Below are 13,778 nucleotides of genomic sequence, written 5' to 3'. Positions count from 1 at the left end.
TCAAAACCCCTCCCTCCCGCTAAAATTGGAGCTGATAAATTAAAAATCTCTCATTTGGATTATGCTCATATAAATGAGGCAAAATGACTTCCCTTTTTAGTTCAAACGAAGTCTGGTTTTCGAGAAAATAAATATATTCTTCAGATGGATAATATAACACCAGTTCAATATCCCGTTTCGATGTTTCCATTGATAATAAGATATTATTAACAATCTTCCTAAACACCTGAATCGAAAAGGGATTAAAGAAATAGAAGCGATTATCCCTTTCGTCAATCTCATACTTCTCTGCCAGGCAGCAATAAAACTTAATCTGATCCCGGCCTTTTTTAATTTTTCTCACGTAATTGTCAAGATTCCTAATTGCCGCTTGAAAAAGAGTCTCATTCATCTCCACCCCAGCAACAGTTGTATGAAAAAAATAGTGAATATAAAAATTCAATCGCCCTTTCCCGCACCCAAAATCAACTACCCGATCACTGCTTTTCACTTCATAATGACGAAATAATTCCTCCAGTGCACTATAAGGTGTCGGTTCATAGGGATGATAATGCAAGGACTTATTGGCGGCCCCTCCCCAATTTTGATCTCCCTTCGTTTTTATGTTTAATAATTTATCATAATAATGTTCTTTCATCGTTTACACCTATTCGCGTATATTTAAAACAACTACAATTCCAAATCTAAATTATACCATTTTTTTAAAAAAAGACATTAAAACCGCGCCTTCGACAGCTTTTTCTTGATTAGCTTCTATAAAAGAAGGAAAAAGTGGTATAATGTCGAAAGTTTAAATGATAAAAGAATGATTTTGTACTGACTTCGTATGACTGAAATCATTCCCATAAAATCGCTAATCATTAATCCTCTGTATGTCCGAAAAAAACAAGGAGGTGGTTTCATGTGAAAATAAAAAAAATATTAAATAACAACGCCGTTGTCGTTACAGATAATAATGAAGAAAAAATTGCCATTGGGGCGGGAATTGCCTTTCAGAAAAAGAAAAACGATATTATTAACCCGAGTAAAATTGAAAAATTATTTGTCATGAAGGAAAATGAAAAATTTCAGCAGCTGCTTCTTCAAATACCTGAAGAGCATTTTGCCCTCTCAGAAGAAATTATTACCTACGCCGAAGAATCCCTTGGAAGCAAATTAAACGACCATATTCACATTGCCCTTACTGACCACTTATCCTTTGCCATTGAACGTGTACGTGATGGAATCAATCTAAAGAATAAGCTTCTTCCTGAAATAAAAATTCTTTATAAGAAAGAATTTGATATCGGACTGTGGGCGCTTAGGCATATTGAGAAAAAGACAAGCATCAAGATGCCTGTGGATGAAGCAGCCTTTATCGCCCTTCATCTTCACACCGCTAATCTACAAGGCGGGGACATGAAGCAAACGCTTCGGCAAACAGCGATCATTGGTGATATGGTTCAGACGATTAAGGATTACTTACATATTGAAATAAACGAAGACGATCTTTCTTATCAGCGCTTAATGACCCATCTCCGTTTTGCTCTTTCAAGGATTAGCAACGGGGAGCCGAATACCATCGATGATGAGATGCTGAAAATGATCAACAATAAATTCACACTGGCCTACAACTGTGCAAAAAAGGTTTCCAAAGACCTTTCAGTAAATCACGGTATCCACCTGCCTGAGCATGAACTAGGCTACTTAACTCTTCACATCGAAAGATTAAGAAAACGATAAAGAGAACTCGCCGATTGGCGAGCCGTTAGGAGAAGACAGAGGCGTTGTTGCGCTTATGCCTGATAGGGAAGTATAAACTTTCCTATCGGCTAAAAAACGCCTGGACAATATGCTGTCCAAGCGTTTTTGCATCAATTACATGCTATGATAATTCTACTTTTTCTTGCGGATTTTGATAATTTCATCAGCAACAAATTGCACATTAGTACCAACAATAACCTGAATGCTTTGCGGACCGACGATATTGATTCCCGGTACGCCTGTCGCTTTAATTTTCTTTTGGTCGACAGCATTCATATCTTTTACTTCCATTCTTAGACGTGTAACACAATTATCAACAGCTGTTACATTCGCATCCCCGCCTAAGCCTTCGTAAATTTGAGCGGCCATTGCAGCAAATTTGCTTTCACCTTTTGCAAGAGAAACCTCTTCAACCTCATCATCATCGTCTTCACGACCAGGAGTTTTTAAGTTGAATTTCGTAATGATGAAACGGAACAAGAAGTAGTAAATAACCGCAAAAACTAATCCTTGAACGAGTAACATATATGGTTGATTTGCCATTGGATTTTTTAAACTTAAGAAAAAGTCGATGAATCCTGCACTAAAGGCAAATCCTGCTGTCCAATGGAATGCCGCTGCAATCGCTAAGGAAAGACCAGTTAAAACGGCATGCACAAGATAAAGCATTGGCGCTAAGAACATGAAAGCAAATTCAATTGGTTCTGTGACCCCAGTCAAGAAGGAAGCGAAACCAGCTGCAAGCATTAAGGAAGCTACTTGCTTTTTCTTTTTCGTTTTTGCAGTATGAACCATCGCTAATGCTGCTGCAGGTAATCCAAACATCATGATTGGGAAGTAACCTGCTTGATACATACCTGTAACCCCTTTTTCACCTTTACCAGACAAGAAGTTACCTATATCATTGATTCCGGCAACATCAAACCAGAATACGGAGTTTAATGCATGGTGTAAACCAGTTGGAATTAATAGTCGATTGAAGAAGCCATATAAGCCAGCACCGATAGCACCTAATTTACTCATTCCTGTACCGAAAGAAACTAACCCTGTATAAACAACAGGCCATACAAAGAATAATACTGCAGCAACCACCAACATCGAAACCGCTGTCATTATTGGCACAAGCCGTTTGCCGCTAAAGAAGGCCAGGGCATCCGGTAATTTCACATTACTGAAACGATTATACATCATCGAAGCAACTATACCTGAAAGGAGACCAACAAAGGCATTTCCGATTTTCGCAAACGCAGGATCTACTTTTGCTGCATCAATGCCTTGCAGCAATGCAACCGAGTTTGTTGAAAGCAAAGTTGTGACGACCAAATAGGCGACCAAACCACTTAGCGCAGATGAGCCATCCTTTTCTTTGGCCATTCCCAATGCTACCCCAACTGCAAATAGGATAGGGATGTTGTCAATAATAGAAGCCCCGGCTTTAATTAAGAAGGCAGCTAATGGGCTATCTGCTCCCCAGCCAGAAGGGTCGATCCAGTACCCAATCCCCATCAAAATAGCGGCAGCCGGTAATACGGCTACAGGCAGCATCAATGAGCGGCCAAGTCTTTGAAAATATTTCTTCATGTTTTTACCCCCTATAAATTTTAATCAAACTACTAAACATCTGAAAACACTACCAATGAAAATGAATAATTTCTACAAAAGAATGACGATTAGCAGCTTTTGAATCAGTCTTACTATGTTATCCATCACCTCCTTAAAGTAATTTTTCTAAAAGTGAAGTGCTGCTGCAAGTCAAAAGCAGCACTTCACTCATTGAATTACTTAGCAGTAGCTGTGAAAAGAAGCGTCTTGCCGGCAGTCCCTTCCTTATCCTCGGTGAAGGCATATTGCTTTTTACCTTCTTGACTGTTGGTAATGACAATTGGAGTAATAGTACTTTTGGCGTTTGTACTAATATATTCCCAATCAACCTCTATTAGTAGTTGCCCTTCAGAAACTTTGTCCCCCTCTTTAACAGCAACATTGAAACCCTTTCCTTCCAGGGCGACTGTTTCTAACCCGACATGGATAAGAATTTCCGACCCATCATCGGCACGAAGACCAACTGCATGCTTAGTAGCTGCCACAAGAATAACGGTCCCCTTTGCTGGTGAAACAATATCACCTTTTTCCGGCATCACCGCGATCCCTTCTCCCATCATCTTTTGACTGAAAACGGGATCTGGAACTTCCTCAAGAGGAATAATCTTGCCACTGACTGGTATATAAAAATCAACTGATTCCTTTTTAAAAAAATTAAACCGCATTACTATTACTCCTTTGCTTTTTTGTTTATGATTCCCAAAAGATGTAAAAAACAACAAAAAAGGCATGGAGGTACAAATAAACGGATGTAGAAATCCATTCATTTTACCACCATGCCTGATCGTATCAGTAACATGTGATCAATATTAAACTTGTATCATTATCATACCACTAATCTGTAATAATACAATATGTAAACGCAAACATTTTTATGAGGTAAAATTACCCGGTAAAAAAAGCCTATTCTAGCTTCTTTTTTTCTGGGTAATAGTTATGTTAGATTTCCACAACTTGACCTATTTTCTCAACAGCCCGTTAACGTAATATTCAAATATAAAAAAGGAATCCTTCAGACTTCTGTTTGAGGGATTCCTTTTCCTTACCACAGCTATATTAGTTTGGTACAACGTTTCATCATTACAACTATTTTTCTAAACTTAAGATAATTTTTTCACAGATTTCATGTGTTGCTAGTGCATCCAATGCCGAGAATTTTGGCTTACCGTTTGTTCTAACAGCATCAATAAAATCAGTAACCATTTGCTCAAATCCCCGCTTCAATAGGGTCGGCTCCCAGTCGCTTCCCCGAACTTCAGTCATTTCCATATCCTTTGAGATTACTAACTTTGATACATTATAAACCGTTCTTTTTTCCCCTGGTCCCATAACCTCAGCTATTTCCTCGTTTGTTCCATTATCTCTGTTCATGATCCCGATTGCTGTTTCCCCGCTTGAAATAAATTGCACGACGACATGGTAAAGAGTGTCACCCTCCATTCTTCCCCTCACAATTAACTCCTCAATTGGATGCGGAAATAAATATCTCATCGTATCGACAATATGAATAAAATCATCATAAATAAATGTTCTCGGCTCACCAGGGAGCCCTTTACGATTTTTCTGGACGATCACCATATTCGGATCTGCAACTTCCTTCAGTTTCACATAGGAAGGCGCATATCTTCTATTAAAACCGGTCATGAGAATTAGACCTTCCTCATCCGCTAGTTCAACAAGTTTTTTTGCCCCTTCATAATTGTCCGTAATGGGTTTATCAACAAACACATGGATGTTGTGTTTTAACAACTCATGGACGATTTCCTCATGAGATGCTGTCGACGAATGAATGAATGCTCCCTTAATACCACTGTCAAGCAATGACTCCAAGCTAGTGTGGAGATTTTCAAAACGGTATTGGCTGCCAATGGATTGGAGCTTCTCTTGATTCCTTGTATAAAAATGAAAATCAACATCTTGTATTTTACTGTAAACAGGTAGATACGCCTTTTGCGCAATATCCCCAAGACCGATTACACCAAGTTTAAGCACTAAAAGTCCCTCCAATTATCCTTAGTTTAAATCTAAATTAAATTCGACTAATTTTGTTTAATAGTCAAAGTTATCTACGAACCTATGAAGAGTGAAGCAAAACTAAAATCAGCGGTGCTTAAGCTTTAACAGGGTTCAATCCACAGACTAACAAGGGTTACAAATGTACCTATGACAATATGGTAAATTCTTTCGACCGGACCAGTTCCTCACCACATTAATGTGATGAGGAACGGCACTCTAATCAATGAGAATATTTTTCTGCCTTTGACTTTCGAATCGCATGGATAATAAATGTAATCAGGAAAGCAAGGATCATGACGATAATAAATATCTCATTTGGAATCTCGATATCTACGAGCGTCAGTCCCATTTTAACCGCAATAAATGTAATTAGTACATATGCAGTCGTTTCAAGCTCAGGAACTCTGTTCATTAAGCTGATAAAAAATGTAGCAACTCCCCGCATTAATAGAATTCCAATCATCCCGCCAAGTAATAGCACCCAAACTTCCTCCGAAACCGCAAGTGCGGTAAGAATACTATCTACGGAAAAGGCCAGATCCATCAGTTCGACACTAATAACTGTCGCCCAGAAAAAACCAAAGGTTTTCGTTAACCAGCCCTTTGGCTCACGCGTTGTTTCCTCTTCACCATCGTCATTGCTTTTAAATTTGTCCCTAAAGAATTTAAAGGACAGCCAGAGTAAATAGAGCGCTCCAATTAACTTAATGAACCATAGTTTAATAAGAAATGTTCCGAGTCCAATGAAAATGAAGCGGAATAAATACGCCCCCCATAGCCCATATATTAATGCTTTCTTTTGCTGTTGTTTTGGTAGTGGCTTTACAAAAGCAGATAAAACTAAGGCATTATCTGCAGATAAAATACATTCTAGTACGGCTAAGGATAAAATTAAGCCCCAGGATTGTGGTGAGGTCAACACTTCTGCCCACATATGCCAATCAAACATGGAAGCAAAGGTTGATAAAATTTCATTTAACATGTTCATTTCTCCTTTGTTGTTCAAACAATCGTTTCTTAGTTTGTCAATTGTATATTAAACACTATAGTACTTTTTGTAAGTAAATCAAATAAAAAGCTATCAAAAAAATGGTGTAAGGCACCACGAAATAACCTTCGTGGTACCTCACACCATATCTACCCGCGAAACATATTTTCCAATTGCAGCTTTGTGATTACGCCTTCTCTTCCTTTTCCTCATCCATCAAACCTTTAGTGGATGATTTGAATTCTTTCAAGGATTGACCAACTGCCCTTCCTAATTCCGGTAGTTTCTTAGGGCCGAATATGATTAGTGCCAGGACCAAAACAATGATTAAACCTGGAATCCCGATGTTTGATAACATTACAATTCATCTCTTTTCATCTTTAACATGTTTGGCTATTTAAGTAATCAGCCCTCCGACTCGCGCAAACCGGACATTTTTCATCTTGGTCATGCAAAGTTTGAAAGCTATTTTTGCATAGGCTGCACGTTTTCTGATAGACCTCCAAACATTTCGTAACCGCTGTTGAAATTGAACTTATTACGGTAATAGCCTTTTCAGGGCAAAGCTCCTGACAAAGCATACACCCAGAACAGGACTGAAGGTTTATCGTAAAACCATTGTCTTCTAATCTAAAGCAAGTTTTAGGACACGTCACTTTACAAGCCTTACAGAGAGTACACTTTTCATGCGCAATGGTCACATCAAAGAATTGATGATCAGGATAATATTGATTCACATCTAGAACCAAGTGGTTAAATCGCCATTTAGCCGGTGTTACCTGCCTTACTAATGACTGGCTTTCTTTCTTCAAAAGAGAGAATAGCTCTCTTCTTGAATAAGAGTTCCCAAAACTTGTTTCCGTCTCTGTCATAAAAGGCGCCTTACCAAGTTGATCTAATAATAAATTGACTTCTTCTACTGAATCCTTCCACGCTTGACTGAATTCTTTTTCTTCACAGGCTATTGTGTTGACTCCTTTAGCATGGTAGATTAGCAGTTCCTTTGATGAAGGAGGTTTTTCATTTGTGGCAATTAATATTTTTTGAAAAAAGGACCGCTTTGGCAGTATGCCAGCCACAGCTTGAACTGGGCAGTCTACCATACATTTTCCGCACTCTGTGCACTTTTGATTATCAATAATTGGCTTTTCCTGTGATAAGATTATGGCACCTTCTTGGCAGGCAGCTAAACATTTTTCGCAGGTGGATCGGGGGCTTTTATTGCGCACACAAGCTGATGTGAAAATTTCGTAATTATAAACAAGACTTTCCACCCACATTTCAACAAATCCCACTAATGCCACCCCCACTTTATTCAAGGGCAGAAGCGGTTAGCCTCTGCCCCATATCTTATGAACCTAATACGTAAAACACATATCTGCTCACGCCTTCTGCAAGTACAAAGAAGATCAGTGCAGCATAGATGAAGGCGTATTTCATATTTTTCTTAGTATTAAGTGATAAATAAGCCAGCAGCAGGAGCCCGGCAATTTCGATAACCCATCGTACCCCGATCATACCGGAATATGGCACCATTTTATTAGCAGCGGTTTCCCCCGAGATTGTCTGAATTTCAGGTATATAAGCATTGAACATGGCGGAACCAATTAGTTGGACAGCAATCCCTATGATACTAAATGCAAATGCCCATTTTATAACTTTTTGGATTGCTTCACCCTTGAGAGATGGTGCCAAAAGGCTTGCAGCAAGGATTGGCCCCAAGGAAAAAGCGGTACCATAAAATACGAAATATGTGTTCAGATGATTCCAGCCGTTAACACGTGTAACAGCATAGGCTGTTGCCATGCAATAGATATCAATAACTCCGACCAGCCCAGTAATCAACATGAGGATTGGATTGATTTTCTTTTGGACAATCGTAAGGCCGGCAGTTAAGCATGCTAAAGCAATGAATGCTCCGGTAGCGACAATCTCATTACTCATCCAAGACCGGCCAAACCCTCTAATAGCGTTTAAAGCATTCAGCGGATAGCCGAGATGAAAGAATGAACCGATTAAACCTATTATAGAAAGAATTGCAATTACTAGAAGCGGTATTTTCATTATTTTTATTGTATCGCCGTTGCTCTTGGCAATGTTCCCATGGGTAAACCATAGAAACAGAATAGCACCAACAGAAGCAGGGATTAAAACTGTAAAAATTAATAATGGCCATTCATGCATTAGAATCCCTCCAAAGATTACTTCGCATATTTATTAGCATTAATTACAATATTAGGTTCAGTAATTGAAGAACTTGGTAACCCCTTTATATCTCTAACATTTCCATATTTTTTTCTTAATTCATCGATTGGACCATAATCCAAAGCGCGCATAGGACATGCCCCTACACATGCAGGATTTTCTCCCTTGTCGATAAGATCAATACAGAAATCACATTTTGTCATTTTCCCAATTTTTTCATTATACTGTGGTCCGCCATATGGACAATTCCAAATACAATATTTACATCCAACACATTTATTCTGATCAACTAAAACTACACCGTCTTCTTCACGCTTATGCATTGCACCTGTTGGACAGCCCTTGACACATGCTGGGTTTTCGCAATGATTACAAGATATAGAGGTGAAAAAGGTTTGAATATTTTGAATGAACGCTTCATCTCTCTCAACATAATCTCCCTCGGAATTCTCATATACTCTACGAAAATTCACACCTACTTCAAGGTCATTTTTATCCTTACAGGCTATTACACAAGCTTTACAACCGTTGCAATATTCATTGTTAATAAAAAATCCTAATTGAACCACCAATATTCACTCCTTTCGTCTATCTACGCTTTCCTTACCTCGACTAAATTAGTATGTTGTGGATTTCCCTTTGCTAAAGGTGATGGCCGCTGACTAGTTAGTGTATTTATATTGCCACGCTGATCAATACCTTTATCATCAGGGGACCACCATGCTCCTTGCGGTATCGCAACTGTTCCAGGAATGATTCTATTTGTAATTTTCACAGGCATCTGTACTTCCCCGCGGTCATTATATACTCTCACTCGCTCCCCATCTTTAATTTTCCTTTGTTTCGCATCCCGTTCGTTCATCCACATGACTTGTGGGCCGGCTTCTTCCAGCCATTTATTATTGTCAAACGTGGAATGACAGCGACGTTTATAATGCCAACCGATAAGTTGCAGTGGGTATTTTTTAGTTAGCGGATCTTCCGGTCCCTCCCAAGATGCTACATATTTTGGTATGGCCGGTATTTCTTCTGGATTATTCATATCCCAAAGAGCCTTTGAAAAAATTTCTATTTTTCCTGATGGAGTTTCAAACTTATTATTTTCAGGATCTTTTATTTGCTTTTCAAATGCAATTACTGCGTTATTCTCCAATGAAACCTGGTAGATACCTTGTTTCTTAAACTCCTCAAAAGTAGGGAAATGAGGATCTTTCTTTCGGGATTCTTCAATGGACCATTTGACCCAATCCAACTCTGACTTTCCTTCGGTAAACTCCTTTTCGATACCTAACTTTTTGGCCAACATAGTCAACCATTCATAATCTGACTTTGACTCGTACATATTTTCAATACACTTTTGAGATAAGATAGCGTGTTGCGATGGTGCCCAAGTAGTACCAATATCCCATCTTTCCATAAAAGTATTTGACGGAAGTAAAATATCAGCAAACTTTGCGCTTGGAGTCATGAAGATTTCACTGACAACAATTAATTCAGCAAGATTTTCATTTCTTAAAATTTCAGCAGTTTTATTACAGTCAGAATGTTGATTAATAAGAGCATTTCCTGCTAGGTTAAAAATAGCTTTAATATTTGATGGCAGTGTTTCTTGACCCTCTGGAAGCCCCTTAACTCCATCTTTTTCACCCATCTCTGTTCCTCTAACAATGGCATCTGTCCATAGGAAGCACGGAATGGTTAAATTACCTAGTGGATTCGTTCCTTTTGGTACTGATGTTGTTTTTACTAAACTTATATAACCAGAACCAGATGCCCATCCACCTCTAATACCTACATTTCCCGTAATAGCTGCAAGAACCGTTCCGCCTCGAACAAACTGTTCACCGAATGCTTGTCTTTGCGGACCCCATCCCTGCAGTAATGCGGATGGTTTATTTGTTGCGTATTCCCTAGCAAGTTTTCGAATGGTTTCTGCCGGAACTTTACATATTTTCTCCGCCCATTCTGGAGTTTTTGCTACTCCATCTTTATCACCTAGAATATAACCAACTAATGATTCACCTTGCGGAACCCCTTCCGGCATATTTTCTTCATCAAAACCAACACAATATTTATCTATAAAATTCTTATCATATAATTTTTCAGAAATAATAACATATTGCATGGCATCCATCATTGCATTATCTGTAGTTGGTAAAATTGGTATCCACTCATCCGCTAAACCAACAGCAGTATTAGATTGTCTGGGGTCAATAACTACTACTTTCACACCTGTTTCTTTAGCTTTTTTAACATAGTAGTCTGTTACTCCCCAGCGAGTTTCTACTGGGTTATGTCCCCACAAAATTATCAATTTTGAATCAGATAATGTATTTAATGTATTACCTGTTTGTGTCGTTCCATAGGTATAAGGAGTTGCCGTTGAGGTTTGAGCAGAACTATATGAGTTGTGGTACCCCAAGTACCCTCCAGTTAGAGCAAAAATTTTTTGAATCATATTGCCAGCTCCGATGATACTACCCGAATGCCCAGTAGAATAATTACTATAGCGGCTAGCAGGCCCATGTTTATCTGTTAATCTTGTTAGTTCCTTTGCAATGTATTCAATGGCTTCTTCCCAAGAAATCCTTTCAAACTTCCCTTCACCACGTTTTCCCACTCTTTTCATTGGATACTTTAATCTATCAGGATTATAGACAAACTGCCTATATCCTCGTCCTCTTATACATGCACGAAGTTGAGGTAATTCAAATGTATCTTCTTTAATATCTGTACTTAAACGTGTAATAACTCCATCATTGATATGAGCCCTTATTAAACATCTGCCACCACAATTAATTGTCGAGCATGTTGAAAGAATTTGTTCATTAGATGCTTTAACCGTTCCAGCAGCATTTACTTTATCAACGATTTTTGTTTCACTTGCTATTCCTCCAATAATAACTGGTGCTGTAACTGCACTTGACCATTTAATAAAACTCCTGCGTGACAGACTTCTTTCATTGATACGATCAAATAAACTTTTACTCATATTTATTCCTCCTAACATCACAAAAAATTACTTACATATCTTTTATCATAGAATTGTGTTTCAACAGTTATTAATAGAAACAAATAAATCATCAACAAGTTCACAATCAAATTTGGTAAAGAAATCTAACAAATATCCAATTCCAATAAAAAGACTTGTTGATGCATTATTCCGAATGTCTAATGAAAATTGAGGAACCCATTTTGATAGATGTTCACTAAGTAACATTTTCTGACCTTCCAATAACTTAATGATTACATCCCTCTCTTCTTCCTTTTGTGTTTTTTCTATTAATGCAATCATGAATTCAATTTCAAATACGATATGATCATCTGCTTCATCATGAAGGTTCTCTCTTTTTCTGACTTCAAGTCCAAATTGATTATAAAGATTTCTTACTTCGAATGTAGGGAAATCAAATAACGCCCTTTCCTTACTCCTATAAACAGATTCCCATGGTGGTGCAGGTAAGGAATCAGGTCCAATAAATAAACGGAAGAAGTCCTCCCGAGCTTTTTGTATGGATTCGTCTATATCCTGACAATAAAAAAAATCGTATAAAATTTGCACAGAGTTATCTAATTCTATCAGTCCATCTATATATCCCTGCTCTTTAATTTCTATAAATCTTTCAAAAGAAATAGGCTCTGATAATAGTTGATGTAAAAGCTGGTAGAGTTTTTTCCGTGCACTTAATAATTGGTTTTGTTCGGTTGTGAATAGTTGATTTTGGATTTCCATTTGCTACATCTCCCAACTCATCTTTATGATATTTAACTATATTATTCATTCATCATTCCTACTCTTAAGAGTTTGCCATCTATATATTTATTTAAATTATAGATTTAGAACGGATCTGTTCATATGGCCCTGCTTCACGAATTAAAGATGCTATTTTTGTGCCCGGTAAACAAAAGGATTTAACGATTCTGTGACATTCATTGTCCAGTCTATCTACTTGCTTTAAGATAATAGAAGACAACATCCAGATAGGAGAAAGGTGAATAATCGATGCAAAAACAATATGCTATTCCAGACTTTATTCAAGAATTAATGACCGTTTCAAGCCAAGGCGTTAACCAGATTATTCAAAAACTCTCCACACTTTTATCCCATTCAGTCCTTGTAGCGGACCCACTCTATCAGATTCTTTATTGCTCAGCCGGAAATGAAGCGATAGATGAAATAGTTATCATGCCTGATCAGCATCAGGAATCCAATCCAAACATTTCTGTTTTCAGCTGCCAGATTTCAACCATAAATAATTTAATAAATGGATTGGCTAGTCCAATAACATTCGATAATAAAAAACTTGGCTATATCATTTTATGTAGTAACAACACACCGTTAGAGACTTGTCTCTATGAAGATCCTCTTATTTATGCAGCTTCTTTATGTGCTTTGCAAATGCAAAAAAGCCTGGAAATCAAGCAAGAAAAACAGAAATTCAAAGAAGCCTTTCTATTTGACCTACTATATGGAAACATTAAGAAAAAGGAAGAGATCATTGAATACGGAGAAATTTGGGGATGGGATTTTAGCGTCCCTCATATTGTAATCGTATTTTCATATAAAGAAGTAAATCATTTTTTTACGAACAAGCACATGGTTAATATGCTTTTACAAGTTGTTGAACAAGATTTGATTTTGCATAACTTCAAACCGATTGCAATGGCCAAACAAAGTCAGGTGATAACCCTGATTCCACTGGCTGATGCTGATCATGCTGAGAACGGGGCCAAGCTAGAAGCGTTTACTAAGACTATTCTAAAAAAAGCAGTAAAAATAAATTCAGATTTTGAAGTTGTTTGCGGAATTGGAAAAAAATACACGAATCCTGCCGAGCTTTTTAGAAGTTATCAAGAAGCAAAAGTAGCTCTTGAATTAGGCATATTATTGAATATTACAACACCACTATTCACTGATTTAGGCTTAGAACGGATTTTATATAAACATGATCTCCAAGACTTGATTGAATATTACAACCATACATTAGGAAGCTTGCTTGAACACGATCAGAACAATGATGGACATCTTATCGAAACACTTGAAGCTCTTGCCTCTAATCAATTCGATATGGGTAAAACGGCTAAAGAATCGTTCCTTCATCGAAATACATTACGTTATCGTGTGAAAAGAATTGAAGATATTCTTCAGGTGAAATTGGATGACTTACATGTTCGATTAGATATTATGGCAGCTTTCAAAATTAAACAGCTGCGAAAAATATGA

At 37.7% G+C, this 13,778-nt stretch carries 13 protein-coding genes; 2 read left to right on the top strand and 11 right to left on the bottom strand.

The window, feature by feature from the left end; genetic code table 11:
• Positions 1–19: 19 nt before the first annotated feature.
• On the bottom strand, positions 20–637 hold the full coding sequence (locus V7150_RS01650) for a methyltransferase (protein ID WP_335512989.1): 618 nt from the start codon (positions 635–637) through the stop codon (positions 20–22).
• 266 nt (positions 638–903) lie between these two features.
• Between V7150_RS01650 and V7150_RS01645 the strand changes: the two genes are divergently transcribed.
• Positions 904–1,722 carry a PRD domain-containing protein gene (locus V7150_RS01645; protein WP_335512987.1) on the top strand — a complete coding sequence of 273 codons (819 nt, stop codon included), beginning with the start codon at positions 904–906 and terminating at the stop codon, positions 1,720–1,722.
• Between the two features lie 153 nt (positions 1,723–1,875).
• On the opposite strand, the gene nagE is transcribed toward V7150_RS01645, so the two are convergent.
• The 10 genes from nagE to V7150_RS01595 form a co-directional block, all read right to left on the bottom strand.
• The gene (gene nagE / locus V7150_RS01640) at positions 1,876–3,324 is read right to left on the bottom strand and encodes an N-acetylglucosamine-specific PTS transporter subunit IIBC (protein ID WP_335512985.1); all 1,449 of its coding nucleotides are present in this window, start codon (positions 3,322–3,324) and stop codon (positions 1,876–1,878) included.
• A 197-nt stretch (positions 3,325–3,521) separates the two neighbouring features.
• Positions 3,522–4,010: a PTS sugar transporter subunit IIA gene (locus V7150_RS01635; protein ID WP_335512983.1), complete on the bottom strand. Its 489-nt coding sequence runs from the start codon at positions 4,008–4,010 to the stop codon at positions 3,522–3,524.
• A gap of 421 nt (positions 4,011–4,431) precedes the next feature.
• Complete coding sequence (locus tag V7150_RS01630; RefSeq protein ID WP_335512981.1) at positions 4,432–5,337, bottom strand: Gfo/Idh/MocA family protein; 906 nt, start codon at positions 5,335–5,337, stop codon at positions 4,432–4,434.
• A gap of 244 nt (positions 5,338–5,581) precedes the next feature.
• Positions 5,582–6,349 carry a TerC family protein gene (locus V7150_RS01625; protein ID WP_335513040.1) on the bottom strand — a complete coding sequence of 256 codons (768 nt, stop codon included), beginning with the start codon at positions 6,347–6,349 and terminating at the stop codon, positions 5,582–5,584.
• 187 nt (positions 6,350–6,536) lie between these two features.
• A complete protein-coding gene (locus V7150_RS01620; protein ID WP_335512979.1) occupies positions 6,537–6,707 on the bottom strand; it encodes a twin-arginine translocase TatA/TatE family subunit in 171 nt (56 codons plus the stop codon).
• 22 nt (positions 6,708–6,729) lie between these two features.
• The gene (locus V7150_RS01615) at positions 6,730–7,644 is read right to left on the bottom strand and encodes a 4Fe-4S binding protein (RefSeq protein WP_335512977.1); all 915 of its coding nucleotides are present in this window, start codon (positions 7,642–7,644) and stop codon (positions 6,730–6,732) included.
• Positions 7,645–7,699: 55 nt separating this feature from the next.
• Complete coding sequence (locus V7150_RS01610) at positions 7,700–8,533, bottom strand: dimethyl sulfoxide reductase anchor subunit family protein (protein ID WP_335512975.1); 834 nt, start codon at positions 8,531–8,533, stop codon at positions 7,700–7,702.
• Positions 8,534–8,550: 17 nt separating this feature from the next.
• Entirely contained in the window at positions 8,551–9,123 is a 573-nt protein-coding gene (locus tag V7150_RS01605) for a DMSO/selenate family reductase complex B subunit (protein WP_335512973.1), read from the bottom strand.
• A 23-nt stretch (positions 9,124–9,146) separates the two neighbouring features.
• Positions 9,147–11,546, bottom strand: a complete 2,400-nt coding sequence (locus V7150_RS01600) for a DMSO/selenate family reductase complex A subunit (RefSeq protein ID WP_335512971.1) — start codon at positions 11,544–11,546, stop codon at positions 9,147–9,149.
• 60 nt (positions 11,547–11,606) lie between these two features.
• Positions 11,607–12,287, bottom strand: a complete 681-nt coding sequence (locus V7150_RS01595) for a TorD/DmsD family molecular chaperone (protein WP_335512969.1) — start codon at positions 12,285–12,287, stop codon at positions 11,607–11,609.
• Positions 12,288–12,557: 270 nt separating this feature from the next.
• Here V7150_RS01595 and V7150_RS01590 point away from each other — a divergent pair, with 270 nt between their 5' ends.
• Positions 12,558–13,778, top strand: a complete 1,221-nt coding sequence (locus V7150_RS01590; RefSeq protein ID WP_335512967.1) for a PucR family transcriptional regulator — start codon at positions 12,558–12,560, stop codon at positions 13,776–13,778.

The organism is Neobacillus drentensis, assembly GCF_036965245.1.
GTDB classification, from domain to species: domain Bacteria; phylum Bacillota; class Bacilli; order Bacillales; family Cytobacillaceae; genus Neobacillus; species Neobacillus drentensis_G.
Note: the sequence above shows the minus strand (reverse complement) of the source record. Positions and strands in the feature narration are given on the sequence as shown.

What these genes read in the sequence shown, in the direction of transcription:
- V7150_RS01650 (WP_335512989.1), bottom strand. Translation starts at nt 637, where the DNA reads ATGAAAGAACATTATTATGATAAATTATTAAACATAAAAACGAAGGGA.
- nagE (WP_335512985.1), bottom strand. Translation starts at nt 3,324, where the DNA reads ATGAAGAAATATTTTCAAAGACTTGGCCGCTCATTGATGCTGCCTGTA.
- V7150_RS01635 (WP_335512983.1), bottom strand. Translation starts at nt 4,010, where the DNA reads ATGCGGTTTAATTTTTTTAAAAAGGAATCAGTTGATTTTTATATACCA.
- V7150_RS01625 (WP_335513040.1), bottom strand. Translation starts at nt 6,349, where the DNA reads ATGAACATGTTAAATGAAATTTTATCAACCTTTGCTTCCATGTTTGAT.
- V7150_RS01620 (WP_335512979.1), bottom strand. Translation starts at nt 6,707, where the DNA reads ATGTTATCAAACATCGGGATTCCAGGTTTAATCATTGTTTTGGTCCTG.
- V7150_RS01610 (WP_335512975.1), bottom strand. Translation starts at nt 8,533, where the DNA reads ATGCATGAATGGCCATTATTAATTTTTACAGTTTTAATCCCTGCTTCT.
- V7150_RS01600 (WP_335512971.1), bottom strand. Translation starts at nt 11,546, where the DNA reads ATGAGTAAAAGTTTATTTGATCGTATCAATGAAAGAAGTCTGTCACGC.
- V7150_RS01595 (WP_335512969.1), bottom strand. Translation starts at nt 12,287, where the DNA reads ATGGAAATCCAAAATCAACTATTCACAACCGAACAAAACCAATTATTA.
- V7150_RS01590 (WP_335512967.1), top strand. Translation starts at nt 12,558, where the DNA reads ATGCAAAAACAATATGCTATTCCAGACTTTATTCAAGAATTAATGACC.